This window comes from Thalassolituus alkanivorans (assembly GCF_020447205.1).
Lineage (GTDB): Bacteria > Pseudomonadota > Gammaproteobacteria > Pseudomonadales > Oceanobacteraceae > Venatoribacter > Venatoribacter alkanivorans.
This window is the reverse complement of the sequence record NZ_JAJAEL010000007.1, coordinates 48,363-73,735: the sequence shown is the minus strand read 5'-3', so window position 1 is coordinate 73,735 and position 25,373 is coordinate 48,363. Positions and strand designations below refer to the sequence as shown.

Here is a 25,373-nt window from a genome sequence, read left to right as displayed (position 1 = left end):
GATAAACCCGTGGTAAACTTCGCCTCTGAATAAGGGTAACGGGAAGGGTATTTTGCCAAAGGATACGTCTGAAGCAGGTTTTCAGCCAGCAACAACACCGGATTCTGCTTCTGCCGGCAGCTGGCAGCGGCGCCATGATGTTATTTTTTTGCTGCTGACGCTGGTCAGCCTGCTGCTCCTGCTCGCTCTGTTTTCGTATACCCCCTCCGATCTGGCCTGGTCCGCGGCGGGAGAGGGGGCAACTCATAATTCGGTTGGCCGTATTGGTGCGGTCATTGCCGACCTTCTTTTTCATGGCCTGGGTTACCTGGCTTTCGCTCTGCCTCTGCTGGTCATGGCCAAACTGTGGTTGCTGTTCCGCAAAGCTCCGCGACCCGGCGGTCGCATCTGGTTGTTGCGCACACTCGGCATGGTGCTCTCTGTCAGCATGCTGTGTGCGCTGGCTGAGATGAGTATCTGGCATGGCGAGGGTTTGCCTGTTGGCTCCGGTGGTATCGTTGGCAAGGTGATTGTGGGTGGTTTTCTGCCGCTGTTCAGCTTCGTTGGCTCAGCCATTATTTTTACCGCATTACTGGCTCTGGGGCTGATGCTGTTTCTTGAATTTTCCTGGCTGCAATTGTTCGACCGCCTGGGCGGATGGTTGCTGGAATTGCGTGAACGCAGTATCGCCCGTCGCCAGAGTGCACGGCATGTCAGCTCAGATGCAGTTGCGGTAACCGGTGATTATAACGACACAGATGATTATGAGAGCTCTGCTGAGCAGGCTGAGGCGGAGCCTGTCAAAGCTCCCGCAGGTAAAAAGGACAAAGCAACATCCGTAAGCACCAATAAACCAGGTGATGAGATCGCAGGTTTCGATCGTTTCTTCAGCCGAATGGATGCTGCTACAGCCGCTGCAGACGATGACGTCGAACCATGGCTTGGCGATCTGGATGTTTTCAGCAGCAGCGATGATCAGGTCGCGGCCAGTGATAACCTTGCAGTAACTGATCTGCCGCCACGCCAGGAAAAAACCACTCCGGCCGTCACGCCGGAGCCAGCGGCTGACACATCAGAAATCCCTCCATGGGAAGATACGCCGGTAAAAACCAAAACGGTAAATGCCGAGCCTGCGGAGGCTGTAATTCCTATTGAGCCTCTGGCGCGCAAAGAAAACCGCACCAGCGAGCGTGCTCAGCGTGAATTACAGGGAACATTGTTTAAGAGCGATCAGCCGTTGCCCTCCATCGCGTTACTTGATCCCCCGCGTAATGATCAGAAAAGCGGCTTCTCGCCCGAGCGTCTGCAGGAAATGTCGAAACTTCTGGTGCAGAAACTGGCGGACTTCGGCGTAAAAATCGAAGTGACTGCTGTGGCTCCGGGCCCGGTGATTACCCGCTTTGAAATTCAGCCGGCACCCGGCGTAAAGGCCAGCAAGATTTCGAATCTGGCCCGCGATCTGGCTCGCTCGATGGCGATGATCAGTGTGCGTGTGGTTGAGGTAATTCCCGGCAAGTCGGTCATGGGGATTGAAGTGCCCAACGAAGATCGCGCCGTGGTATCACTGTCTGAAGTTTTGTCATCAGAAGAATATGACCGCTCAAAATCGCCGCTGACGCTTGCCCTCGGACACGATATTGGCGGCAATCCGATCATTACAGATCTGGCAAAAATGCCTCACCTGCTGGTTGCCGGTACAACTGGTTCCGGTAAATCGGTTGGGGTGAACGCCATGCTGCTTAGCCTGCTGTTTAAATCGACACCGGATGAGCTGCGCCTGATTCTGGTTGACCCGAAAATGCTGGAATTGTCGGTATATGAAGGAATTCCGCACCTGCTGACGCCGGTCATTACCGATATGAAAGAAGCGGCCAACGGTCTGCGCTGGTCGGTTGCCGAAATGGAACGGCGCTATATGCTGATGGCCGCGATGGGTGTGCGTAACCTCGCCGGCTACAACAAGAAGGTCCGTGATGCTATCGAAGCCGGACAGCCGCTGACAGACCCTTTATGGCAGATCGATAAATCTTTTGAAACGACACCGCCAGCGCTGGAGCCTCTGCCTTATATCGTTATTGTGATCGACGAATTTGCCGACATGATGATGATGGTGGGTAAAAAGGTGGAAGAGCTGATTGCCCGTATCGCGCAAAAAGCCCGTGCCGCTGGTATTCATATGATTCTGGCGACTCAGCGTCCGTCGGTGGATGTTATTACCGGCTTAATTAAAGCCAACGTGCCGACCCGGATTGCGTTCCAGGTGTCATCCAAAATCGATTCTCGCACCATTCTTGATCAGGGCGGGGCGGAGCAACTGCTCGGACACGGTGACATGCTGTATATGCCACCGGGAAATGCATTGCCTGAGCGTGTGCATGGCGCCTTCGTTGACGATGATGAGGTTCACCGTGTGGTGGCCGAGTGGAAGCTGCGTGGCGAACCCAATTATATTGAGGAAATCACCAGCAGCGACGAAGATGGCGGCGGAGCTTTCTCACTGGAAGGCGGTGATGAAAAAGACGATCTGTATGATCAGGCGGTCGCCTTTGTCACCGAAAGTGGCAAATGCTCTATTTCCTCTGTGCAGCGCAAACTGCGCATCGGCTATAATCGCGCCGCACGCCTTGTAGAAACAATGGAGGCGGCCGGTGTTGTATCATCGCCGGCACATAATGGCTCACGTGAAGTGCTGGCGGGTGCGCCGCCGAATTACTGAGCGGATTTTATTTTGACGTACGCTAAACAAGTGGTAACCGACGTGTTTTTATCTGAATTCTTCCGCAAATATTTGCTGATTTTTATGGGTGCTTTAACTTTCAGCCTGCCTTCCGGTGCGCAATCATCCGGCGACGCCTTAGCGGATTTTTTACTGCGCCTGAAACAGCTGCAGAGTCTTGAATCCTCTTTTGTGCAGACCACCCGCGATACATCCGGACGCATTCTGCAACAGATGAGTGGCAGTCTGACCGTCGCCAAGCCCGGAAAAATGCGCTGGCAGACAGATGCACCTTTTGAGCAGCTGGTTGTTTCTGATGGCAAGCTGATCTGGATTTACGATATGGATCTGGAGCAGGTAACTATTCGCGACATGGATCAGCGTGTTCAGGAAACTCCGGCTTTGCTGCTGAGCGGCAGTACTGCCGATGTTGAAAAAAGTTTTGTTGTTGCTAAAGAAGTGGCCAGCAACGAAATTATTTTCCAGCTGGTACCCAAAGATCCGAGCCAGTTGTTTGAGTCGCTGGAATTTCATTATCAGGGCAAAAACCTTAAGCGCATGATGATTTACGATGCGGCCGGTCAGGTGACGGAAATTTCATTTTCAGCCGCCAATGTAAACACCGCCGTAGATCCTTCCGCTTTTATATTTGATGTACCTGAAGGTGTGGACGTAATCGACGGACGCCATGGCATCTGATCTTTTCGGTAACCATACGCCCGCATACGAACCTTTAGCCTCAAGGCTTCGTCCGCAGCGGCTGGAACATTATATCGGCCAGGAACATGTTATCGGGCCGGGCACGCCATTGCGTAAATCACTGGATGCCGGGCAGCTGCATTCGGTTATTTTCTGGGGCCCGCCGGGCGTAGGTAAAACCACTCTCGCACGCCTGATTGCACAATACGTTGATGCGGCTTTTCTGGCCCTCAGTGCGGTAATGTCCGGGGTTAAAGAAATCCGTGAGGCAGTGCAGCGCGCGCAGCAATACCGTGCAACGGGTCGTAAAACGGTGTTGTTTATTGACGAAGTACACCGCTTTAATAAATCCCAGCAGGATGCCTTTTTACCCTATGTGGAAGACGGCACCTTTATCTTCGTTGGCGCGACAACCGAAAACCCTTCCTTTGAATTAAATAATGCCTTGCTGTCCCGTGCTCAGGTTTATGTTTTAAAAAGCCTGAGTGCGGAGCAGTTGCAGCAGATTTTGCAGCAGGGGATTGCGCAGCTTGATCCTGCGCCGCGAGCCAGTGCAGAAGCGTTGCAAATGATCGCCGATGTCGCCGATGGCGATGCACGGCGTGCTTTGAATATGCTCGAATTCGCGCTGCAGCTCAGCGGTGAAGATGATGAACTCAGTGTGGCGGTTGTTAAAGAATTGCTGGGTAATCAGGCGCGTCGCTTTGATAAAGGCGGTGAGGCTTTTTACGATCAGATTTCAGCGCTGCATAAATCGGTGCGCGGCTCGGACCCGGATGCAGCCCTTTATTGGTTTGCACGCATGCTCGATGGTGGTTGCGATCCTTTGTATATCGCCCGCCGGGTCGTGCGTATGGCCAGCGAAGATATTGGCAATGCCGATCCGCGTGCCCTGACGCTGTGTGTGAATGCCTGGGATGTGCAGGAGCGGCTGGGGTCGCCGGAAGGTGAGCTGGCCATTGCGCAGGCTGTTACTTATCTGGCCTGCGCCCCGAAAAGTAATGCGGTCTATAAGGCTTTTAACAAAGTGCGGGCGATGATCGCTTCGCAGCCAAGCTACGAAGTGCCTCTGCATTTACGCAATGCGCCAACCAAATTAATGAAGCAGCTCGATTACGGTGCGGAATACCGCTATGCCCATGACGAGCCGGATGCCTTTGCCGCCGGTGAAAATTATTTTCCGCCGGAACTGAAAGATACTCAGCTGTACGAGCCGGTAAACCGTGGGCTGGAAAGTAAGATACGGCAGAAACTGGAGCATCTTCAGCAGCTGAATCAGCAGTCCACACAACAGCGTTACCCACTGAGTGACGCAGGAGAGGGTGAATGACGTATCTGTGGATCGGCATCGGGGGTGCGCTCGGCGCCATTTCCCGTTATCTGCTGGCAACGGCCGTTTTCCGCTGGGCCGACAAGCCCTTTCCCTATGGCACCTTAACAGTGAACCTGCTAGGCTCCTTCGCCATCGGTATGGCCTATATTTGGCTGGTAGAACACCAGTGGGGCGGTGATCATCACAAGCAACTGGCGATGATCGGCTTCCTCGGTGCTTTTACCACCTTCTCTACGTTTTCATTAGAAAGTATTGCACTGCTGCAGCAGGAGCGTTGGCTGGCGATGGCCAGCTATGTCGGCTTCAGTGTTACAGGCTGTCTGCTGGCGACTGCCGCAGGCATGTGGTTATCTAAATCCTTGGTATAAGAAACAATGCTGGACGTTAAGTTTATTCGCGACAATCTGGATCAGGTAAAAGCAGCCCTGGCCAAGAAAGGCTTTATGTTTGATGAAGCCGAATTCACCCGCCTGGACGAAGCGCGCAAAGCCGCACTGACCAGCGCTCAATCCCTGCAGGCCGAGAAGAAAAAAGCGTCCAAACAGATTGGCGCATTAATCGGTCAGGGCATGTCTCCGGAAGATGCTAAGGCTCAGGTGATGGGCAGTATCGATTCCGATATCGGTGAAGCCGAGCTGGCAGCAAAACAGGCTGAGCAGAGTCTGCGCGAGTTGCTGATGAGCATTCCGAACGTGCCGCAGAACGATGTGCCATTTGGTTCTGACGAAAATGATAACGTTGAAGTGCTGACCTGGGGTGAGCCTGTTGCGTTCAGTTTCGAGGCCAAGGATCACGTTGATCTGGGCGAGCCGCTGGGCCTCAGCTTTGACGACGGCGCTCTGGTTGCCGGCTCCCGTTTTGTGGCGATGAGTGGCGCCATGGCGCGTCTGCATCGTGCTATTACCCAGTTTATGCTCGACACCCACAGCGAAGAACACGGCTACGAAGAGACCTATGTGCCTTACCTGGTCAATCGCCAGGCGCTGGAAGGTACCGGTCAGTTGCCAAAATTCGAGGAAGATCTGTTCAAGGTGCCGGGTGAGAAAGATTTCTACCTGATTCCGACGGCAGAGGTTCCGGTCACCAATTTGCTGCGCGACAGCGTGACGGACAAGACCCTGCCAATTAAAAAGGTGGCGCACACTCCGTGCTTCCGCAGCGAAGCGGGCAGTTATGGTCGCGATACCCGCGGCATGATCCGCCAGCATCAGTTCGACAAGGTAGAACTGGTGCAGTTTGTCCGCCCACAGGATTCTGATGCTGCGCTGGAAGAATTAACCGGTCATGCGGAAGCCATTCTGCAAAAGCTCAACCTGCCATACCGCAAAGTGATTCTGTGCGGTGGCGATCTGGGCTTTTCTGCAGCCAAAACCTACGATCTGGAAGTCTGGCTGCCAGGTCAGCAGAAATACCGTGAAATCTCTTCCTGCAGCACCTTTGGTGATTATCAGGCGCGTCGCATGCAAGCGCGCTGGCGCAACCCGGAAACCGGCAAGCCAGAGCTGCTGCACACCCTGAACGGCTCCGGTCTGGCGGTTGGCCGCACCATGGTTGCGATTCTGGAAAACTATCAGCAGGAAGACGGCAGTATAGTTGTTCCTGAAGCGCTGCGCCCTTATATGCGTGGCCTTGAAGTTATCCGTCCATGATGAATCTGCCCCTGGTTCTCCGGGGGAGTGCCCGGCCTTTTGTGCTGGTTGGGGGCGGCCAGGTTGCCGCCCGCAAGCTGCTGACATTACTGAAAGCCGGCGCTCAGGTTCAGCTGATTGCCCCCGAGCTGCACGCGGACATTGCCGCTTGTGCCGGAAATCCTCTCCTTAGCATCGAACAGCGCCCCGCCAGTCTAACCGAAACCTTTGATTCCGGTTCTCTGGTGGTTCTGGCGACCGATAACCATGCGTTGAACAAGCAGCTGGCAATCAACGCCCGCAAGGCCGGTTGTCTGGTGTGTCGCTGTGATGAAACTGAAGACAATGATTTTATCTTTCCGGCGGTAATCGACCGATCGCCGCTGCTTGTCAGTATTTCAACCAGTGGTGCATCGCCGGCATTAACACGCCATGTGCGTCAGCGTCTGGAAGCTTTTTTGCCGCAGGAATACCGCGACCTTGGAGCCTTTGCTGAGCGTCTGCGCGGGCAGATTAAGCAGCAGCTTGCTGCGCCGCTGCGAGCCGGGTTCTGGCGCCGCTGGATCGGCAGTCTGGCTCCTGAGCTGATACTGGCGCGACAGGCTGAGCGGGCCGAGGCTGTTACTGCAGAATTGCTGAATGGAGATGTTGAGGAGCAGGGCGAAGTCTACCTGGTGGGCGCCGGGCCCGGCGATCCGGATCTGCTCACGTTTCGTGCTTTGCGCCTGATTCAGAGTGCAGACGTGGTGTTTTACGACCGTCTGGTCAATCCGCTGATCCTGGACTTTATCCATCCGCAGGCTGAACGCTTTTATGTCGGCAAGGCAAAAAGTGACCATGCGGTACCACAGGAAGGGATTAACCAGTTGCTGGTTGACGCCGCCCGGAGCGGTAAAAAAGTACTGCGCCTGAAAGGCGGAGATCCTTTTATATTTGGCCGTGGCGGTGAAGAAATCGAGGAGCTGGCTGCGGCTGGCATTCCGTTTCAGGTGGTGCCGGGCATTACCGCAGCCAGTGGCTGTGCAGCCTATGCCGGTATTCCACTGACACATCGTGATCACGCACAAAGCGTGCGCTTTGTAACCGGGCACCTGAAGAACGGAACCTGTGACTTGCCCTGGCAGGAGCTGGTTCATCCGGGACAGACACTGGTGATATATATGGGGCTGAGTGGTCTGCCACATATTTGCGCCCAGCTGATGGCTGCCGGTATGGAGAAAACAACACCGGTGGCTCTGGTTGAGAAGGGAACCTTGCCAGACCAGAAGGTTCATGTCAGTACTCTGGAGGATATGCCTGACTACATCGCCGGACGCACCATTCAGGCGCCAACACTCACTATCGTCGGCTCAGTCGTCAGTCTGCATGAGCGGCTGAAATGGCGTTAAAAACCGACCTTTTCTGACGTTAGTCTGCCGCTTGCTGAAGCGGCAGAGTCAAAAATATGCACTATGCTTGGACTTAGTGGTTGTAACTATCAGGTCTGAGCAATGAGTCTTCTGAATTCTTTAAGTATTAAAACCAAAATCCTGTCTCTCACTGGCGTTGCGGTTCTTGGTTTTATCGTCAGTATTCTGGTGAATACCAATATGAATACGGCGAACTCTGAGCGTCTGCAAACGATTCAGAAGACCTTCTTCCCGGTGGTTGAGATTTCAAAGGCTAACCTTGTGCGCCTGTCCCGTCTTGAAGAGCTATTTTCCACCGCAGTGAGCACCGGTGAAATGGACTTTGTGAATGCCGCAGAAAAAGTCAGAAAAGAAGTTACTGACGCGCTGGCAAAGCTTGAAACCATTTGGCCGGAACGTGCTGCTGAGGTAGGCGATACCCGCAATGCATTTAATGCCTATTTTACCGCAGCTAAAAAACTGTCGGGTGGCATGATCGACGGCACACTGGAGCCATCGTTAATGTCGTCATCCATCGACACCATGAACACCGCTTTGGCGACAGCCCGAAAACTGATGCAGAAGTACAGCGATGATGGCCTTGAGGCGTTCAATCAGACGGTCGCCCAGTCTAATGAGGCCGCGCAGAATGCATTGTCTATCGGTTTGGTTGTTACTCTGGTAACGCTCGTGTTTCTCGCATTTGTTGCCTGGAGCACCAGCAGCTCAATCAATACCGCAGTGAGCAGCCTTCTGACATCCCTGAAAGATATTGCTTCTGGTGAAGGGGATCTTACCCGGCGTATATCCAAATCATCCAATGATGAAATTGGCGAGGTGGTTGATTGGTTCAATCAGTTTGTCGACAAACTGCATCGCAGTATTGGTGAGGTGGTTGCAACCACCAGACCTCTGAGTGGCGTATCCGGTGATCTTGGCAGCCTTACGTCGCAGACATCGCAGATAGCAGAGCAGCAAAACCGGGCAACCGAAGAAGTGTCATTTGTGGTCGATGAAATGGTTGCCAGTGTTAAAAATGTTTCCGTGAATGCCAGCTCCGCGGCTCAGGCGGCTCGGGAAGCAGATCAGGCCGCCAAGGAAGGTCGTACCATAGTTAATGATACGGTGAAAAGCATTAATGCTCTGGCCGGTGAAGTTGAGCGTGCCAGTGAAGTTATTCGCAAACTAGAAGCAGATACAGCAAACGTAGGCAGTATTCTGGATGTGATTAAAGGTATCGCCGAACAGACCAATCTGCTTGCATTGAACGCAGCCATTGAAGCTGCCCGCGCGGGTGAGCAGGGACGGGGGTTTGCGGTTGTTGCCGATGAAGTACGTACACTGGCTTCGCGTACCCAGGACTCGACGCAGGAAATTCAGGCGGTTATTGAAGAATTGCAGTCTGCTGCACGCTCGGCGGTTGAGGTGATGAGTTCCAGTAAAGAGCGGGCACAAACCAGTGTTAGCCAGGCGGCAAAAACTGATGAAAGTCTGCAGGCGATCACCAGTAAAGTTGAATCGATTACGGCGATGAACAGCCAGATCGCTTCCGCAACTGACCGTCAGGAACAGGCTGCGCACAGCATTAAAGATAACGTGGTCGGCATCAAAGATACCTCGGCGACAGCGATGGCCAGCATGCAGAAAGTGGCAGCGGCCAGTCGCTCATTGACGGAGATTGCGCAGACACTGCAGCGTATTACCGGGCAATTTAAAGTCTGAAGCATGGGTCGCTAAATATAAAAAAAACCGGCATCTTGCCGGTTTTTTTATGACTGCTGCTATTTCCATGGCCAGCCTTATACCAACAGGCTACAGTCTCTGTTGCTCCATGCGTCACGGCATCGTTGCAGGGCTGTATCAATATCATTGTTTCTTTCAATAGCGCACAGGGCCAGGGCCGCCGTCTGTAAGATAGCGCTGTTGGCATAAGTATTTTCTGCTTTCCCTTGCCATATCTGCGCCAGCCAGTCGATATCGGTGTTCTGGGGCTTATCATCAATGTGAGATGCCAGTTTCGGAATGTGAATTTCACCGGCTTCTTGTGCAAAAAAGCTCTGCGCAGTGCAGTCGCGTTCCGGATTAACTTCAAACTCGCCACCTTCTCCTTTAATCACCAGAGCATCATTCTGATTCAGTCGGGCAGCATCGATGTGAGTGAACGCGTAATTTGGATGAAATACCCCCTGAACGCTGGCAATGCCTGCAGGGGCAATGGTCTTCATTACCGTATTGATTGGCGAACGGACTCCGAGGATCGATTTCAGGGATAACCAGCGCTGCAGTTGCGGATTCAGCACAGAGCAGGGCAGATACATTAATGGTGCTGTCGCTGAAATCGACAAAATGTCATTCAGTGTGCCTGCAACCGGGATTCTGAAATGGGCAAAAACGTCGGCCATATAGAGGCGGCCGGAGGTATGGGCTTCGGTGCCATGAAACAGAATGCGATATCCCATCTGTGTCAGCAGTAGAGCAGACAGAAAACACCAGAATGGCTGGCGGCGTTTACCGGCGTAGCTTGGCCAGATCAGGTCGGCCGGAATATCAGCAGGCCATAGCTGATTAATAGCGGCAGCAAAGCCGGCCAGCTCTTCTGCGCTTTCTTCTTTGACGCGCATCAGCATGAAAATAGCGCCCAGCTGCTCTGGCTCATACTCACCGGCGAGCATCGTTTGCATGGTGAACTGAGCTTCTTCATAGGACATGCTGCGGCTGGCGTTTTTCCCGCGGGCCAGAATGCGGACGTAATCCGCCAGTTTGTGTTGCGAATTCAAAGGCAATTCTCCGGACGGGGCAGGCCTGCAATTTTGGCAGCCACTTTGGCCGGGCTGCCGGGGAATAATGTCAGCAGATAAATGCTGCCTGCTTTATCGGCACCGAGTGTCTGCTTAAGGTATTTGCTCAATGGACGCATCGCCGGAGCAAGATCGTACTGTTGGTAAAAGTCACGAAGCGCCCAGAGGATTTCCCAGTGATCCGGAGTCAGCTCAATGCCTTCGCTTTGGGCCAGCTCAGCAGCAACGGCCTCTGACCAGTCGCCCAGATTCTGCAAAAAGCCGTCCTTATCGAGTTGTAATTCGCTCATGGGGTTATAACTTCCAGCTCAGGGTGCGGGGATATTGCAGGCAGAGTTCGACCCACTGTGCATCATCAATGGCTATGGCTCCGGGGATCTCTGGCAGGCCTCTCTGGGTGCAGTCTGCGATGCGGTAGTAGCATGGATGACTGCTGTCCCAATTGGGCAGGGCGTATACGCCATCACCGATAAAGGCGATGGCATCTTCGCTGCTCAGGCTGCGTCTGAGATCATTTAAGCTGGATAGCTGACTGGTAAATAGCAGGTGCAGGGTCATATTAAAAACTCAGACAGTATTGGGCGCTGCTCAGTAACGATGGAATTTGAGGGTTGCTGAGAGGCTGAGCCAGTTTGTTTATGCTGGCCACTGGAATATTGAATGCCTGCAGGTCATCTTCAGCATAATAAACCGTCTCGCAGTCATACATTGGCAAGGCATTGATGATTTTTGCAGGCGATTTCCCGCCAGGCTTGCGCGCTTCCTGAGTGTTCAGCAGCCAGAATATGCCTGCTCCCTGAAACAGCAGGCTGATTTTATGCTCAAAGGCCGCCAGTGCCATTGCCATTTCCAGTGCTTCCGGGTCATTCCCTGGGGCGGTGCGAATTAAAATACAAACAGTGCTCATAAGCCCTCAGAAGTCGATGATACGGTCAGAATCCAGCGCTGCTTCGGCCATTTCGCCCAGTCCTGCAAGTTCAAAGCCTTCGGCCAGGGTGTCTGTGGGTAGGTTGTAGCGCTGCTGCTCTGTTTTGTCGACCACACCCCTGCGCAAGGCGTTAGCAATACAGACCTGTAGTGAAAAACCATGCTCAGTAGCCAGGGCCTGCCACTGCTGGCAGATGGACGGCTGCCCCTGCACCGGATTCTGTGTGCCCAGAGCGGCAAAAACGGCATCCTGATAGAAAAATACGCGCTGCAGAGTATGTCCCTGCGAGAGCAGGGATCGGGCAAATTGCTGCGCCAGAGTATGGGATATGCCGGAGTGCGGACTCTGGGTCAGAAGTAGTGAAAACGTGGCCATAACATGGGTCCGGAAAGGTTGCTGCTATGGTAATCGGCTGTGCCAATAATGCAAAGCGGAGGTTGGTTTTGCCGCTATCGTGTTGATTTATAAAAAAAAGTATTGACCCAAATTCTGGATTCAGTATTATACGCGCACTGTTCGGAGGGATGGCTGAGCGGTTAAAAGCACCGGTCTTGAAAACCGGCATAGGTTAATCCCTATCTAGGGTTCGAATCCCTATCCCTCCGCCAAATACCAAAAGGCCAGCGCATGCGCTGGCCTTTTTTTATGCCTGAAAAGCTCAGGAAAGAGTTGCCTGGATGAGCAGGTACAAGCTGCAGCCTGCAACCAGTGTGATAGCCAGCCACTCGGCCTGATAGATTTTTGCCAATAAGGCAGGGGAGACAGAAACCTCATCCTGATGTGAGGAGGAACGTTTGATAATCATGATGCAATTCCACTGCGATGACCTGCAGTAAGAATGACTTAGGTTTTATCCTAGTGATGTTGTAGTCGTGTACATATTCTGTATCGCTGAGTAATCAGTCACCGGCGTTGTGTGATTATCTTTTACCCAGCATTTCATTGATAAATTCACATACTGAACGCCCCAGGGCGTTCAGATTGTATCCCCCTTCGAGGATGGCCATCCACGGAATATTGCGCGAGGCGGCATATTCCTGAATCCAGCGCCCAATCCAGCGATAGTCGTCGTCCAGCAGGCACAGCTCAGCCATAGGGTCATCCCGGTGAGCATCGAATCCGGCCGAGACAATAATTACCTCGGGTGCGAAGCCACGCAGCGCGGGTGCCCATGATTCTTCGACTTTGCTGCGGAATTCATCGCTGCCGGCTCCTGCATTCAGATGAACGTTAATCAGGTTGCTGTATTTATCGATCTGATAGTGGGAGTAGGGGTAAAACGGGTGCTGAAAGCTTGAGCAGATTAAAAACCGGGGATCGTTTTTAAGAATGTCGACGGTGCCATTGCCCTGGTGTGCATCAAAGTCGAGGATGGCTACGCGCTGCGCATGGTGAACTTCTGCTGCCCGCAGTGCTGTAATCGCGACATTGTTAAAAAAGCAGAACCCCATACTTTTACGGTGTTCTGCATGATGACCCGGTGGGCGCACGGAAACAAAAGCGTTGTCATATTTGCCCGCCATAATGTCGTCCAGTGCCAATGTGCTGGTGCCGACAGAATAGAGAGCTGCATCAAGGCTGCCGGAGGACATTGGTGTATCCTCGTCGACATAAATATGACCCTGCTTGGGCTGAATCAGCTGCAGCTGGTCGACATAGCCCGGGCTGTGGGCGCGCAGGATATCTGGCTTATGCGCGGTCTGACCGTCAAGAATGGTTAGCTGATCCCACACTCCTCGCGATTTGAGCTGCTGCTCAATCGCCAGAATACGCATGGCGTGTTCCGGATGTTCATCGCCGGTATCGTGCTCAAAATGCTGCTGGAAGGAGTAGTAGGCTGTGGTCATATGAGGTAGTTTTTGTCTTTTTGTGTGCCCAGTGTATATAGGGCCAGTGTTTACGCCAACTAAACTTAAGGATCATTCCTTATGGGAACCCGCTCTCTCGAGTTATTTTTTCAGCCCAAAACAATTGCCGTCATCGGTGCCTCTGAGCGGGTCGGCAGTCTCGGCGGTGCCATTGTGCGCAATCTGGTCAATGGCGAATACCCCGGTGTGATCATTCCGGTGAACTCGCGCGGCTATAAAGAAGTGTATGGCATACCGGCTTTGTCCCGCATAGGGCAGATTGATGGTGCTGTCGATCTGGCCATTATCTGTACTCCGGCGGAAACCGTCCCGAAGATTATTAAGCAGCTTCACAGTAAGAATGTTGGTGCTGCTATGTTGCTGACCGGTGGTATTGCCCGAACCCGTTCCTGGCAGTTCCGGCCATCGTCCGATCGTCTGAATCAGGTTATCCAGCAGACCCGGATGCGCATACTTGGCCCTGATTGTTTGGGTATGGTGATTCCCGGACGTAAGCTGAACGCCAGCTTTCTTCATGTGCCGGTACGCAGCGGACACATTGCCTACGTCGGGCAATCGGGCACGCTGGCTTCCGGTGTTATGGATTGGGCATTCAGCCGTAATATCGGTTTTTCTCACGTGCTGACGCTGGGTAAGAGTCAGGACGTAACCCTGCCGGATCTGATCGACTACATCGTGCAGGAGCCCCAGGTGCGCACACTGCTGATTCAGCTGGACGAAATAGGCTCTGGCAAAGCACTGATCCGTGCGTTGCGGGCCGCCTCCCGGCATAAGCTGGTACTGGCGGTTAAGAGCAATCGCTTTCAGGAAAACCCATTAAACCGCATTGCCAGCCCGAAAGGGCTGCGTTCCCGTGATGCGTTGGTGGATGAGACTCTGGCCCGTGCCGGTGTATTGCGGGTATCGGCCACTGATGAACTGTTTGATTGCGTCGATGCCCTGAGTCGTCGACGCGAAAGTTTTGGTCCGCGCCTGGCAATCATCGCTAATGGTCGCGGACCGGCGATACTGGCTATGGACCGGCTACTGCACGACAAGGGAAGACTGGCCACGCTGTCAGAAGATACCCGTACCCATCTGCGCAGCCTGTTGCCTGAATATGTGAAAACCGACAATCCGGTGCTGCTGAATCCGGAGCTGAAGCCGCAGCAGCTGGCGGCGGTTGCCAATACGCTGCTGCGCGACAAGCAGGTTGATGCCTTACTGGTCATCTACATTCCGAGTCTGGGCTCAGATCCGCTGGCCAATGCCGAAACACTGGTCAAAATCGCTCAGCACAGCAATAAAAGCGTGCTGACCAGCTGGATGGGGGAGTACTCGGTGGAAGCTGCGCGCGAATGCTTCGACCAGCATGGCATTCCCACTTTTGATACACCGGACAATGCCATTAAGTCTTATATGTACATGGTGCAGCACCAGCGTACCCAGGATCTGTTGCGCGAGACGCCGGAGAGTCTTGAAATTCCGATTTCTTCCGTGCACACCGAGGTCGATAAAGCCATTCTGGCGGTCCATCGCCCCGGTGATTACCTGCTGCCGGATCAGGCCTGGGATCTGCTCAACGCCTACGGTTTCTCCTGTGCGGAAAACCGCTATCGTGCCTCGCTGTCAGAGTTGCTGAGCGTAGCGGAAGAAGTCAAAGGCCCCTGGGTATTACGGGTACATCACCGTGATTACCTCTATCCCTTTGCTTACGGCAACAACCCGCGCGAGCGTCTGCGTTCGGTGGCGCGCGAGCTGAAAACTATTGAAGATGTCACCAATGCCGCAGAGGATCTGGAAAGTAAGATTGCCACGGCTTTCCCGAACAGCCCGGTGCTGGGTTACACCCTGCAAACCATGCACAGGGCGCTGGACAACCTGCAGTTTTCTTTTGGTATTGGCCGCGATTCTGAAATCGGCCCTTACCTGTTCTTTGGTGGTGGTGGCTCTACTGCCGACATCCTGGTGGATCGTCAGGTGGCATTGCCGCCGCTGAATGCCAATCTGGCGGAAAAACTGATCAAACGCAGCCACTTTTATCAGGTGCTGAGTGAGCGTTCCGACAACATTGAGCGTGAACTGGTAACACTGGAGCGCTGGCTGGTTGCGCTGTCACATATGGCGCTGAACCATCCGTGGATGGCGGGCTTTGAAGTGAACGCCATCCGCCGCCAGGTGGGTCGCTATATGGTGATTGGTGTGGCTGGCGAGGTGGGGCATCCGGCGAAAAGTGCCATCATGCCTTATCCGAAAGAGCTGGAAAGTCAGTATGAAAGTCGTAATGGTCACGCCTACGATGTGCGCCCGATCCGTGCTGAAGATGAACCGGCGCTGGAACGCTTTTATCAGCGACTGAGTCCGGAATCGCTGCGCCTGAGGTTCTTCTCGGCACGCCGCCAGTTTGATCACCGGGAACTGGCGCGCTTCACGCAGATTGATTATGACCGTGAAATGGCCTTTGTCGCGCTGCGCGAAGGGGAATTGTACGGTGTGGTGCGGGTGTATATCGATGCCGATGATGTCGCGGCGGAGTTCTCGGTTATTATCGATGACAACTGTCGCGGAGAAGGGCTGGGGTTGCGGCTGATGCAGGGCATTATTGGCTACCTGACCGAACGTGGTGTGCTGCAGATTTTCGGCACCGTTCTGCCGCATAATGGTGGCATGCTGAAGCTGGCAGAGCGTCTGGGCTTCAGTGCGCACCACAATATGGATGAGGGGGTTGTGGAGGTGGGTAAGAATCTGAACCCGCTTAAATACGCCTGGCAGAGAAAACGAATGTACCCTCTGTGAACGGTTTGTTATATTTCCGCAAATAACAACGACAGTGCCATGATGCATTGCGCTGCTGAGATTGTGTAATAACGGGGTGGTCCCTTGATTAAAGTGCTGGTTGTCGATGACCATGAGCTGGTTCGCTCAGGTATCTCTCGTCTGCTGACAGACGCAAAGGGAATTGAAGTAGTCGGTGAAGCAGCAAGTGGTGAGGAGGCGGTTCAGTTCGCCAAAGAGTTCTCACCCGACATTATTCTTATGGATATCCGCATGCCGGGTATTGGTGGGCTTGAGGCCACCCGCAAGATTACGCGTCATAATCCGGAAATTCAGGTGATTGCGGTCACTGCCTGTGATGACAATCCTTATGCCACGCGCCTGTTGCAGGCCGGGGCTGCGGGCTATATCACCAAGGGCGCAGACGCGGATGAAATGGTTCGCGCCATTATGAAGGTGAAGAGCGGGCAGAAGTACATCAGCCCGGATATTGCTCAGCGTATGGCCCTCAAGCCATTCCAGCAGGATCAAACATCACCTTTTGATGAGCTTTCAGAGCGGGAAATGCAGATTACGCTGATGATTGTTGGTTGCCAGAAGGTCGCTGAAATCAGTGAAAAACTGTTCCTCAGTCCTAAAACCGTCAACAGCTACCGCTACCGGATTTTCGAAAAACTCGAAATCGACAGCGATGTTGAACTGACTCTGCTGGCTATGCGCCACGGTCTGGTGGATCCTGCGGCGACCGCCTGATGGCAGACTTTGATATCAGTGCATTTCTGCAGACCCTGACCCAGCGGGCCGGGGTTTACCGCATGTTCTCGGCCGACGATGAATTGCTTTACGTCGGCAAAGCCAAGAATCTTAAAAACCGTGTTTCCAGTTATTTCCGTGCCCGTGGTCTGAACAGCAAGACGGTTGCGCTGGTCAGCCGTATTGATCATATCGAAGTGACCGTCACCGCCAGCGAGGCGGAAGCGCTGCTGCTTGAGCAAACGCTGATCAAACAGCACAAGCCGCAGTACAACATCCTGCTGAAAGACGATAAATCTTATCCCTTTATTCACCTGTCAGAGCACGACTTCCCTTTGCTGGCTTACAGGAGAGGGAAAAAGCGCCGCGATGGCCGCTTGTTTGGCCCTTACCCGAATGCCGGTGCGGCGCGTGACACCCTGAATTACCTGCAACGATTATTTTTGCTGCGTTCCTGCGAAGACAGTTATTTCAATCACCGCAGCCGGCCCTGTCTGCAGTATGAGATCAAGCGCTGCTCTGCACCCTGTGTCAATAAAATCAGCCAGCAGGATTACCAGCAAAGCGTACGGCAGGCGACACTGTTTTTGCAGGGTAAAAGTCAGGAGTTGCTGCAGGAACTACAAACGCAGATGCTGACAGCGGCCGAAACCCTGGATTTTGAAAAAGCGGCCGCGTTGCGCGATCAGATTGAACTGTTGCGCCAGACTCAGGAAAAACAGTTTGTCGATGCCGGGCAGGGTGAAGCGGATGCCTGGGCCATTATTGAGTGGCAGAATGTTCTCTGCATTCACCGTCTGGCGTTCCGTCAGGGACGATTGGTGGCGAGTAAGAATTACTATCCGGATAATCCGGCCGGCGAAAGCGATGAGCAGTTATTGCTGGATTTTATCAGTCAGTTTTATCTGGCCGACCATGCCCTTGAAGGTATTCCGCGTGATCTGGTTGTGGATGTTGGCGATGAAGATGTTGCCCCCTTGCTGGAGGCATTGCGCCTGCACCGTCAGGCAAGGGTTCAGCACAGCCGCGGTGGTCGTGGGCAGAACCGCAAGTGGCTGCATATGGCCAGCGAGAATGCCCGCACCGGTGCGCAGACGAAAATCTCCGGTCATCAGGCAGCACTGAATAAACTCAGTCAGGTTGCACAATTGCTGAATCTGGCCGAGCCACCCAAACGCATCGAGTGTTTCGATATCAGTCATGCGCAGGGCGAGGCGACCTACGCATCCTGTGTTGTGTATGGCGAAGAAGGTTTAATGAAACAGCGCTACCGGCGCTTCTCAATTAAAGGCGTTGTTGCCGGTGATGATTATGCCGCACTGGAGCAGGCGGTCACCCGCCATCTGACACGCCTGAAAGAGCAGGATGATTTACCCGGTTTGCTGTTGATCGACGGGGGAAAAGGCCAGATTGGCAGGATTCAGGAAGTGCTGCAGCGTCTGCAATTGAGTTCACTGCCAGCCTTTGGCATCTCAAAAGGAGAGACCCGTAAGTCGGGCTGGGAATTCTTGTGGGAAGCCGGTGCTACACAACCTATAATGCCCGACGCCCATCATGAGGGATTCCGTTTGCTGCAATGGGTGCGTGATGAAGCACACCGTTTTGCCATTACCGGGCATCGTAAAGCCCGGGCAAAATCGCGCAGTCAGTCAGATGTGGATTCTCTGACAGGCGTCGGGCCTAAGCGCCGGCGTGAACTGCTGCTGCATTTTGGCAGTCTGAAAAACATGCGCAGCGCACCGCGCGAAGAGTTGGAAAAGGTTCCAGGCATTAGTAAAAAACTTGCCGAACAGATATTCATGCAATTACACGGCGAGTAGCGGAGATACGTTTTAATGAATTTGCCCAACATACTGACCCTGAGTCGCATTCTGATGATTCCGCTGATGGTGGTCAGTTTTTACTGGTTTGGCCCGGACGGGAAGATCGGGGCCGCCGTGTTGTTTGCACTAGCCGCCGTTACCGATTGGTTTGATGGTTATCTGGCGCGTAAGCTCAATCAGACAACCCCGCTGGGTGCCTTCCTCGATCCGGTGGCTGATAAGCTGATTGTAGCGGTCGCGCTGGTACTGCTGGTCGAAAACTTTGCCAGTATGTGGCTGACCATTCCGGCATCCATTATTGTTGGCCGGGAAATTGTGATCTCAGCCCTGCGCGAGTGGATGGCTGAGCTGGGCAAAAGGGCCAATATTGCCGTTAGTTATGTCGGTAAAGTAAAAACGGCACTGCAGATGGCTTCTATTACCATTCTGATGGCATCCGGTGATCATCAGCTGTTAATTGAAGCAGGTTATGTGACCCTTTATCTGGCGGCGGTACTGACCATCTGGTCCATGCTGGTTTATCTGCGTGCTGCCTGGCCGGAACTGCGTGCCAAGGCATAAATCGTCTAAGTGCTTAAAAAGTAAGAAAAAACACTTGACTCTCAGGCTGCTCCATTTAAAATGCGCAGCACTTAAGCGGGAATAGCTCAGTTGGTAGAGCACAACCTTGCCAAGGTTGGGGTCGCGAGTTCGAGTCTCGTTTCCCGCTCCAAATTTTCATTGCACTCAATGAATCTCGGCGCGATAGCAAAATGGTTATGCTGCGGATTGCAAATCCGCCGATGCCGGTTCGATTCCGGCTCGCGCCTCCAAATTCGGTGATCCCGACATTCGCCGAGCTGCGCGGCAAGATGCCCCGGTGGTGAAATTGGTAGACACAAGGGATTTAAAATCCCTCGGCCTATGGCTGTGCCGGTTCGACTCCGGCCCGGGGCACCATTTCTAGCATTCGCAGTACTCCTCCTTTTTAAAAACATCCGATGTGTTCTGCGATCGCAGCTTCAGGGATAATACCTGATACTCTGTTAATTTCCGGCTGAGACATCGTTTATGTTCAATTACATCGAACCTGTATTCCGTCCCCCCAGCGAAGCCCGCTCCCTTATTTTGCAAGTCACCAATGGCTGCTCGTGGAATCAGTGTACTTTCTGCGATATGTACACTCAGCCGCAAAAAAAATTCCGTGCCCGTGACGAAGCCGATGTGCTGAATGAAATCCGTCAGGCGGCTGCCCTGGGTCCGCGTTTTGAAAAAGTCTTTCTGGCCGATGGTGACGCCATGGTGCTGCCGGTGCGCCGCCTTACGAATATTCTGCTGGCCATTAAAGAACATCTGCCCTGGGTTAAGCGGGTGGGAGCTTATTGCCTGCCGCGCAATATCCGTAAAAAGTCGGTGGAAGAGATGACCGAGTTGCGCAGGCTGGGGTTGGGTATTCTTTATGTTGGCGCCGAAAGTGGTGATGATGACGTGCTGGGTTTTATTAAAAAAGGGGAAACCTGGCAGAGTACGCTGGATGCGCTTTTAAAAATAAAACAGGCCGGCATTCAGTCATCGGTGATGATCCTGAACGGTATGGGTGGTGTTGCCTACAGTGAGCAGCATGCGCGTAACTCCGCTCTGCTGATGAATGAGGCGCAGCCGGATTTTCTATCGACATTGATTGTCAGCTATCCGCTCGGCGATCAGCGCGTCGTTGAGGGTTTTAACGGAAATTACCAACTGCCGGATCAGCATTATCTGTTTGTCGAGCTGCACAGGTTAATTTCCCATCTGGAGTTAACCAACACGGTTTTCCGCAGTGATCATGCATCCAATTATCTGCCGTTAAAGGGCACGCTTGGTGCCGATAAGTCCGCTATGCTGGCTCAGCTGGATATGGCAATTAATAATCCGGAACGTATTCGTCTGCGTCAGGAGTGGCAAAGGGGGTTGTGATGAATCTGAATGCTTTGCAGCAACAGCTTGGCCTTGAAGCTGAAAATCAGTATCCACCGGTCGAAAAATGGCACCCGCAATTATCCGGCGATATGGATATGGTTATTCGTCGTGATGGTACCTGGTGGCATGAAGGTGTGCAGATAAAACGTGAAAAACTGGTGCGCTTATTTGCCAGCATCCTGCGCAAAGAAGGTGATGAATATTTCCTGCTGACCCCGGTCGAAAAATGGCGCGTCAGTGTTGAGGACCGGCCGTTATTGATTGTAATGATTGAGCGTGTGGATGAAAGCATACGCGCCATCACCAATAGCGGAGATGTTGTAACCATCGGGCAGGATCATCCTCTGTTAATGAGCGAGCTGGATGGTGTTCTGTTGCCGGAAGTAAATGTCCGGGCTGATCTGTATGCGCGTTTTTCCCGCAATGCGTTTTACGATCTCAGTGATATGGCCCATGAAGATAATGATGGGCGCTATTTTGTTACCAGTGAGGGAAGTAAATATTTTTTATCCTGATCCGGAGTAATTATAAAAATAAGACCTGCGTGCAGGTCTTATTCATTCCGGAACATTTGTTTTAATAGTTAATTCTGAATATTTTCCCGCTTTTGTTTTTTAGCTTGAACCCTGCATAAGCGCTCCTTACATTGCCGCCAATTCAATAATAACGAACACCATGGACGGCTATGCGCTACATTTTTCCTCTCTGTTTTTTATCTCCGTGCCTTGCTTTTGCTGCTCTGGACCCGGTTAGCGATACACAATTGGCTGATATTTCCGGACAGGACGGCATCACCATTGTTACATCTGCGCGGCTTACTGTTGGTCAGATTGAATATCGGGATGAAGGCCGCCTGCAGATCAACCAGGTTGCGTTGGGTGGTGCCAACAGAAGCAGCTATTTTGGCAAAGACTGGGGTTACAGTTCGCGCTCTGGCGATCGTCTTGATGGAACGATGATGACAGTCGATGTTCTTCCTGATGGTGACATCGTGCTATCTGCTTTTGTTGATCCGGGGCTGGGCGGAGGGGTGATTGATTTTGGGCTGTCGACCGGCCAGATCGCTTTATCTTCAGCGGATAATGCACACAGTGCTGCGCTGATTAACTCCGTTAGTATCGCCGTGCTGGCAACGCAATACCGGATGAAAGTGGATGCACAGACGACGGATATTCAAATCCAGATGGCGATGGGGATTGCTGATCTGGATGTTGATGCAACCCCGCTGGGTATTAATGTACGCAATATGGTTCTGGCTAATCATACCTATTTTGAATCTCTGGAAGACTGGGGTTCTTCTGCGTTGTCATTATCGGATGTGCAATTGCCTGTTGGCATTAATATCCATGCCAGCGATCTTGGGCTGGATATTCGTCTGGTTAATTTTTTTGCCGATATGAACGTTGAAGCTATTGAGCTGGCGCAGGAAAGTATTGGCAGAGTAGCGGTGGATGATCTCAATCTTGGTGGATTAAATATGCGCATCAGTGGGCATTTGTAAGGTACCGGAGGCTGAATAAATGGCGTGAAAACAAAGGAGCAAAACTCCTTTGTTTTATCTGCAATAACGTTTCTACATATTCGGGTAGTTAGGGCCGCCAGCACCTTCCGGAGTAACCCAGGTAATGTTCTGCGACGGGTCTTTGATGTCGCAGGTTTTACAGTGAACGCAGTTCTGAGCATTGATCTGAAAATGCTTGCCGTTTTCGTCTTCTGTTATTTCATACACGCCTGCAGGGCAGTAGCGCTGAGCAGGCTCATCCCATTCAGGCAGGTTAACGCTCAGTGGAATGGAAGCGTCTTGCAGTTTCAGGTGGCATGGCTGATCTTCTGCGTGGTTTACATTGCTGATAAAAACAGAGTCCAGCCGGCTAAAGCTCAGCTTGCCGTCTGGTTTCGGGTAATCGATCTGCGGGCTCTTGGCAGCGGGTTTCAGTGCGGTGTAATCGGGTGTGGTGTCGTGCAGGGTGAATGGCACTGGCAGAATGTTCTGATCGATAAAGTTAAAGGCTGCGCCGCCAAATACTCCGAATTTATGCATGGCCGGGGCAAAGTTGCGGCTGCGCTGCAGCTCTTTGCAGGCCCAGGATGCTTCGAAGGCGGTAGTGAATTCTGTAATTTCATCGTGCTCACGCCCTCGGCTTAAGGCGGCGACTATTTCTTCGGCGGCAACCATGCCGCTTTTCATTCCGGTATGAACACCTTTTATTTTGGCAAAATTCAGCGTGCCGGCGTCGCAACCTATCAGCAAGCCTCCGGGGAATGTCATTTTCGGCAGGCAATTAATCCCGCCTTTGGCTGCAGCTCTGGCGCCATAAGAAACCCGCTTGCCGCCCTGTAAGTATTGTTTTAACACCGGGTGGTGTTTCAGGCGCTGAAATTCATTAAATGGGCTCAGGTGTGGATTGCTGTATGACAAATCGGTAAACAGTCCGACCACCGCCTGATTATTTTCAGTGTGGTATAAAAAGAATCCGCCGGCAGTGGATGATCCCATCAGTGGCCAGCCGGTACCGTGCAGTACCAGTCCTTCGCGGTGTCGGGCGGGGTCGAGGTCCCACAGCTCTTTAATACCAAGCGAGTAATGCTGAGGATCTTTATCGGCATCCAGTTTGAATTCGGCAATCAGGCGCTTGCCCAGGTGGCCGCGGCAGCCTTCGGCAAATACGGTGTACTTGGCGCGCAGTTCCATGCCCGGTACATATTCATCTTTTGGCTGACCGTTATGGTTAACACCCATGTCGCCGGTAATGATGCCTTTAATGACACCATCTTCGAGGATGTATTCTGCGGCGGTAAAACCGGGGTAGATTTCTACGCCGAGGTTTTCAGCCTGTTCGGCCAGCCAGCGGCAAAGGCTGCCAAGCGAGACGATATAATTCCCCTGATTATGCATGGTTCGTGGTATGGCCCAGTGTGGCGCTTTAATACTTCTTTTTTGTGTCGTCAGGAAATAAATATCATCGTGTGTTACTGCGACATTGAGTGGGGCTTTCTGTGCTTTCCAGTCAGGAAAAAGTTCTTTCAGTGCGCGGTCTTCGATTACAGCGCCAGACAGAATGTGGGCGCCAATTTCCGAGCCTTTTTCTACCAGGCAAACGGAAATATCCTGTCCGGCGGCAGAGGCTGATTGTTTAATACGGCATGCGGCTGACAATCCGGCAGGGCCGCCACCAACGATTACCACATCGTATTCCATTGTTTCTCTTGTCATTGCGTTCTCCTCTGAGACTTCACCTGTTGAGCGGTCAGAGTAAGCAAAGCGGTGCAGCTTGTTATCACCCCTGGGGGTGATAACCGCTATCTGGTGGGGGTGAAATTACGGTGATCTGTCGTCCTGGCTGAGGAGTTTATGCAATGCTTCGGTTCGGTTTTCCACGCCGATTTTTCCGTACAGATTACGGATGTGTACTTTCAGTGTGTTGAGTGAGATGTGCAGTTGGCGGGCGATTTCTTTATTGGAATGCCCCTGGCTTACCAGCTCCAGAACCTGCTGCTCGCGTGAGGTCAGCAGGGTATCGAATGCCTGCGGGGATAATGTCCGGCCCGGCGTTTGCGGTATATGCTGATGCACCGGGTGCTCGTGCGGAAAATGCTCCAGCCAGCCGGGCAGCAGTGTGTTGATTTCATCATCACCGGCAAGTAACTGCAGCAGCAGTGCTTCTGCTTTATCCCAGTCTCGGAGTTGTAGTCTTTGCTCCAGTGCCTCCTGCAGATAGCCATTTAGCTCGAACCACTGCGCGGCTGTGGTGTGCCCCTGTTGCCGGAAATCTGCGTCCAGCCCGTTAAAATGTTGCAACAGGAAGCGGCGGAACAGGTCGTGATAGCGAAACCATACGCCGTGATTATCCAGTGGCAGCAGAAACAGATTGTGGCGATCAAGGTGGCTGATCACGCTCAGGCTGTCATTGCGTCCGGTCAGGGCATTACACAGGCCGGCGGTAAAGCGTGGCACGGCTGCACTCAGCAGTAAGAAGTGCTGAATGTCGAGGCTCTGTTGTGAGAACACTTCATCAAGCAGATAATCGGCAATGTTACGTTGCAGCGATGGCGCGGACAGCCCAGGGAGGGTGCTGTTGCTCTCAGCTTGGTGGTTTTCGACGGCAGGGGCTGGCGTTGTGTCGGCCTTCTGTAATGACAGCCCGATCAGCTGCAGGCCGGCAATCCAGCCTTCGGTTTCCCGAAAGTAAAGCTGACTCTGGTTGTTGTCGATCTGCAAACTCATTGTCTGTTGCAGAAAACGGTTGCTGTCTTCTGCGGAGAAGCGCAACTGGTGCTGATTAATCTCGACCAGCTGATTGCTGGCGCGCCGTCTGGCCAGCGCCAGATCAGGCGCGCTGCGTGAGGTAATAACAATGCGCAGTGACGGTGGCAGGTGGTTTAGAAAGCTGTTGAATTGCCCGCTCAGCTCCGGTGTTGCGACCAGGTGAAAATCATCCAAAACCAGTGTTATTGCATCGCGTGGAGAGGATGGACTGATAGCGTCCAGCTCATTGAGCAGTGCAATAAGGGCATTTTCCAGTGCGTGTTCGTTTTGATTCTCTCTCAACAGCTGCAGAGGGTGTTCGCCACAGCCGGGGGATGCCTGATTCAGTGCGGTGATAAAGTAGCGCCAGAAAATCCCCGGAGCCGCCTGAGTATCATCCAGCGCCAGCCATGAAAAGGTATGTGGAGAATGGTGCAGCCACTGGCTGATCAGTGTGGTTTTGCCATAGCCTGCGGGGGCTGAAATCACTACCAGCTGGCCGCCCTCGCTGCTGTTCAGGAT

Annotated in this window: 22 protein-coding genes, 4 tRNA genes and 2 pseudogenes; 19 read left to right on the top strand and 9 right to left on the bottom strand. The window is 52.9% G+C overall.

Going from position 1 to position 25,373, the window contains the following annotated elements:
- Positions 1 to 52: 52 nt before the first annotated feature.
- From LGT44_RS20250 to LGT44_RS04925, 8 genes and pseudogenes are all read left to right on the top strand, one after another.
- Positions 53 to 622: pseudogene (locus tag LGT44_RS20250) on the top strand (DNA translocase FtsK 4TM domain-containing protein); the annotation flags it as partial.
- Between the two features lie 513 nt (positions 623 to 1,135).
- A pseudogene (locus LGT44_RS20245) lies at positions 1,136 to 2,695 on the top strand (DNA translocase FtsK); the annotation flags it as partial.
- Positions 2,696 to 2,707: 12 nt separating this feature from the next.
- Positions 2,708 to 3,394, top strand: a complete 687-nt coding sequence (lolA, locus tag LGT44_RS04950) for an outer membrane lipoprotein chaperone LolA (protein ID WP_225692689.1) — start codon at positions 2,708 to 2,710, stop codon at positions 3,392 to 3,394.
- Positions 3,384 to 4,724, top strand: coding sequence for a replication-associated recombination protein A (locus LGT44_RS04945; protein WP_230332253.1), 1,341 nt, complete (start codon positions 3,384 to 3,386; stop codon positions 4,722 to 4,724). Before lolA ends, LGT44_RS04945 begins: the two co-directional genes overlap by 11 nt.
- Complete coding sequence (gene crcB / locus LGT44_RS04940; protein ID WP_145468647.1) at positions 4,721 to 5,095, top strand: fluoride efflux transporter CrcB; 375 nt, start codon at positions 4,721 to 4,723, stop codon at positions 5,093 to 5,095. Before LGT44_RS04945 ends, crcB begins: the two co-directional genes overlap by 4 nt.
- A 6-nt stretch (positions 5,096 to 5,101) precedes the next feature.
- A complete protein-coding gene (gene serS, locus LGT44_RS04935; RefSeq protein ID WP_230332252.1) occupies positions 5,102 to 6,376 on the top strand; it encodes a serine--tRNA ligase in 1,275 nt (424 codons plus the stop codon).
- Complete coding sequence (gene cysG, locus LGT44_RS04930; protein WP_230332251.1) at positions 6,373 to 7,743, top strand: siroheme synthase CysG; 1,371 nt, start codon at positions 6,373 to 6,375, stop codon at positions 7,741 to 7,743. The genes serS and cysG overlap by 4 nt, the downstream gene beginning before the upstream one ends.
- Positions 7,744 to 7,845: 102 nt before the next feature.
- Entirely contained in the window at positions 7,846 to 9,465 is a 1,620-nt protein-coding gene (locus tag LGT44_RS04925; protein ID WP_230332250.1) for a methyl-accepting chemotaxis protein, read from the top strand.
- Between the two features lie 77 nt (positions 9,466 to 9,542).
- Here the strand turns inward: LGT44_RS04925 and LGT44_RS04920 are convergent, their stop codons facing one another.
- The 5 genes from LGT44_RS04920 to tusD are packed head-to-tail and all read right to left on the bottom strand — an operon-like array spanning position 9,543 to position 11,844.
- A complete protein-coding gene (locus tag LGT44_RS04920) occupies positions 9,543 to 10,520 on the bottom strand; it encodes a glycosyl transferase family protein (RefSeq protein ID WP_230332249.1) in 978 nt (325 codons plus the stop codon).
- Positions 10,517 to 10,831 carry a TusE/DsrC/DsvC family sulfur relay protein gene (locus LGT44_RS04915; protein ID WP_145468657.1) on the bottom strand — a complete coding sequence of 105 codons (315 nt, stop codon included), beginning with the start codon at positions 10,829 to 10,831 and terminating at the stop codon, positions 10,517 to 10,519. Before LGT44_RS04915 ends, LGT44_RS04920 begins: the two co-directional genes overlap by 4 nt.
- A gap of 4 nt (positions 10,832 to 10,835) precedes the next feature.
- Positions 10,836 to 11,099, bottom strand: a complete 264-nt coding sequence (locus LGT44_RS04910) for a DsrH/TusB family sulfur metabolism protein (protein ID WP_230332248.1) — start codon at positions 11,097 to 11,099, stop codon at positions 10,836 to 10,838.
- Between the two features lies 1 nt (position 11,100).
- A complete protein-coding gene (locus LGT44_RS04905) occupies positions 11,101 to 11,448 on the bottom strand; it encodes a DsrE family protein (protein WP_230332247.1) in 348 nt (115 codons plus the stop codon).
- A gap of 6 nt (positions 11,449 to 11,454) precedes the next feature.
- On the bottom strand, positions 11,455 to 11,844 hold the full coding sequence (gene tusD, locus LGT44_RS04900) for a sulfurtransferase complex subunit TusD (protein ID WP_230332246.1): 390 nt from the start codon (positions 11,842 to 11,844) through the stop codon (positions 11,455 to 11,457).
- Positions 11,845 to 11,987: 143 nt separating this feature from the next.
- Between tusD and LGT44_RS04895 the strand changes: the two genes are divergently transcribed.
- Positions 11,988 to 12,077, top strand: a tRNA-Ser gene (locus tag LGT44_RS04895).
- Between the two features lie 50 nt (positions 12,078 to 12,127).
- Here LGT44_RS04895 and LGT44_RS04890 read toward each other — a convergent pair.
- Together LGT44_RS04890 and LGT44_RS04885 are read right to left on the bottom strand one after the other, a co-directional pair.
- The gene (locus LGT44_RS04890) at positions 12,128 to 12,274 is read right to left on the bottom strand and encodes a hypothetical protein (RefSeq protein ID WP_230332245.1); all 147 of its coding nucleotides are present in this window, start codon (positions 12,272 to 12,274) and stop codon (positions 12,128 to 12,130) included.
- Positions 12,275 to 12,389: 115 nt separating this feature from the next.
- Positions 12,390 to 13,316 carry a histone deacetylase family protein gene (locus LGT44_RS04885; RefSeq protein ID WP_145468665.1) on the bottom strand — a complete coding sequence of 309 codons (927 nt, stop codon included), beginning with the start codon at positions 13,314 to 13,316 and terminating at the stop codon, positions 12,390 to 12,392.
- An 81-nt stretch (positions 13,317 to 13,397) separates the two neighbouring features.
- On the opposite strand from LGT44_RS04885, the gene LGT44_RS04880 reads away from it, so the two are divergent.
- The 10 genes from LGT44_RS04880 (at position 13,398) to LGT44_RS04835 (ending at position 22,106) form a co-directional block, all read left to right on the top strand.
- Positions 13,398 to 16,112 (top strand): bifunctional acetate--CoA ligase family protein/GNAT family N-acetyltransferase, encoded by a 2,715-nt coding sequence (locus LGT44_RS04880; protein WP_230332244.1) that lies wholly within the window; start codon positions 13,398 to 13,400, stop codon positions 16,110 to 16,112.
- An 84-nt stretch (positions 16,113 to 16,196) separates the two neighbouring features.
- Positions 16,197 to 16,844, top strand: a complete 648-nt coding sequence (gene uvrY / locus LGT44_RS04875) for a UvrY/SirA/GacA family response regulator transcription factor (RefSeq protein ID WP_230332243.1) — start codon at positions 16,197 to 16,199, stop codon at positions 16,842 to 16,844.
- Entirely contained in the window at positions 16,844 to 18,664 is a 1,821-nt protein-coding gene (uvrC, locus tag LGT44_RS04870) for an excinuclease ABC subunit UvrC (protein ID WP_230332242.1), read from the top strand. Before uvrY ends, uvrC begins: the two co-directional genes overlap by 1 nt.
- A 15-nt stretch (positions 18,665 to 18,679) precedes the next feature.
- Positions 18,680 to 19,228 (top strand): CDP-diacylglycerol--glycerol-3-phosphate 3-phosphatidyltransferase, encoded by a 549-nt coding sequence (gene pgsA, locus LGT44_RS04865; RefSeq protein WP_145468673.1) that lies wholly within the window; start codon positions 18,680 to 18,682, stop codon positions 19,226 to 19,228.
- A gap of 75 nt (positions 19,229 to 19,303) precedes the next feature.
- Positions 19,304 to 19,379 (top strand) — tRNA-Gly (locus tag LGT44_RS04860).
- A gap of 26 nt (positions 19,380 to 19,405) precedes the next feature.
- Positions 19,406 to 19,479: transfer RNA gene (locus LGT44_RS04855), tRNA-Cys, on the top strand.
- 41 nt (positions 19,480 to 19,520) lie between these two features.
- Positions 19,521 to 19,606 (top strand) — tRNA-Leu (locus LGT44_RS04850).
- A 111-nt stretch (positions 19,607 to 19,717) separates the two neighbouring features.
- Positions 19,718 to 20,602 (top strand): radical SAM protein, encoded by an 885-nt coding sequence (locus LGT44_RS04845; RefSeq protein ID WP_230332241.1) that lies wholly within the window; start codon positions 19,718 to 19,720, stop codon positions 20,600 to 20,602.
- A complete protein-coding gene (locus tag LGT44_RS04840; protein ID WP_230332240.1) occupies positions 20,602 to 21,120 on the top strand; it encodes a DUF1285 domain-containing protein in 519 nt (172 codons plus the stop codon). The genes LGT44_RS04845 and LGT44_RS04840 overlap by 1 nt, the downstream gene beginning before the upstream one ends.
- A 170-nt stretch (positions 21,121 to 21,290) precedes the next feature.
- Positions 21,291 to 22,106 carry a DUF6160 family protein gene (locus LGT44_RS04835; RefSeq protein ID WP_268866386.1) on the top strand — a complete coding sequence of 272 codons (816 nt, stop codon included), beginning with the start codon at positions 21,291 to 21,293 and terminating at the stop codon, positions 22,104 to 22,106.
- A 72-nt stretch (positions 22,107 to 22,178) separates the two neighbouring features.
- Here LGT44_RS04835 and LGT44_RS04830 read toward each other — a convergent pair whose 3' ends face one another.
- Positions 22,179 to 23,819: an electron transfer flavoprotein-ubiquinone oxidoreductase gene (locus LGT44_RS04830; RefSeq protein WP_230332238.1), complete on the bottom strand. Its 1,641-nt coding sequence runs from the start codon at positions 23,817 to 23,819 to the stop codon at positions 22,179 to 22,181.
- A 105-nt stretch (positions 23,820 to 23,924) separates the two neighbouring features.
- The coding region (locus LGT44_RS04825) for a helix-turn-helix transcriptional regulator (protein WP_230333535.1) at positions 23,925 to 25,373 on the bottom strand (1,449 nt) is incomplete at its 5' end.

Bases quoted from the DNA above. Each gene is read 5' to 3' on its own strand.
- LGT44_RS04945 (WP_230332253.1), top strand. From the start codon at position 3,384: ATGGCATCTGATCTTTTCGGTAACCATACGCCCGCATACGAACCTTTA.
- crcB (WP_145468647.1), top strand. From the start codon at position 4,721: ATGACGTATCTGTGGATCGGCATCGGGGGTGCGCTCGGCGCCATTTCC.
- serS (WP_230332252.1), top strand. From the start codon at position 5,102: ATGCTGGACGTTAAGTTTATTCGCGACAATCTGGATCAGGTAAAAGCA.
- cysG (WP_230332251.1), top strand. From the start codon at position 6,373: ATGATGAATCTGCCCCTGGTTCTCCGGGGGAGTGCCCGGCCTTTTGTG.
- LGT44_RS04925 (WP_230332250.1), top strand. From the start codon at position 7,846: ATGAGTCTTCTGAATTCTTTAAGTATTAAAACCAAAATCCTGTCTCTC.
- LGT44_RS04915 (WP_145468657.1), bottom strand. From the start codon at position 10,831: ATGAGCGAATTACAACTCGATAAGGACGGCTTTTTGCAGAATCTGGGC.
- LGT44_RS04910 (WP_230332248.1), bottom strand. From the start codon at position 11,099: ATGACCCTGCACCTGCTATTTACCAGTCAGCTATCCAGCTTAAATGAT.
- LGT44_RS04905 (WP_230332247.1), bottom strand. From the start codon at position 11,448: ATGAGCACTGTTTGTATTTTAATTCGCACCGCCCCAGGGAATGACCCG.
- tusD (WP_230332246.1), bottom strand. From the start codon at position 11,844: ATGGCCACGTTTTCACTACTTCTGACCCAGAGTCCGCACTCCGGCATA.
- LGT44_RS04890 (WP_230332245.1), bottom strand. From the start codon at position 12,274: ATGATTATCAAACGTTCCTCCTCACATCAGGATGAGGTTTCTGTCTCC.
- LGT44_RS04885 (WP_145468665.1), bottom strand. From the start codon at position 13,316: ATGACCACAGCCTACTACTCCTTCCAGCAGCATTTTGAGCACGATACC.
- LGT44_RS04880 (WP_230332244.1), top strand. From the start codon at position 13,398: ATGGGAACCCGCTCTCTCGAGTTATTTTTTCAGCCCAAAACAATTGCC.
- uvrC (WP_230332242.1), top strand. From the start codon at position 16,844: ATGGCAGACTTTGATATCAGTGCATTTCTGCAGACCCTGACCCAGCGG.
- pgsA (WP_145468673.1), top strand. From the start codon at position 18,680: ATGAATTTGCCCAACATACTGACCCTGAGTCGCATTCTGATGATTCCG.
- LGT44_RS04845 (WP_230332241.1), top strand. From the start codon at position 19,718: ATGTTCAATTACATCGAACCTGTATTCCGTCCCCCCAGCGAAGCCCGC.
- LGT44_RS04840 (WP_230332240.1), top strand. From the start codon at position 20,602: ATGAATCTGAATGCTTTGCAGCAACAGCTTGGCCTTGAAGCTGAAAAT.
- LGT44_RS04835 (WP_268866386.1), top strand. From the start codon at position 21,291: ATGCGCTACATTTTTCCTCTCTGTTTTTTATCTCCGTGCCTTGCTTTT.
- LGT44_RS04830 (WP_230332238.1), bottom strand. From the start codon at position 23,819: ATGACAAGAGAAACAATGGAATACGATGTGGTAATCGTTGGTGGCGGC.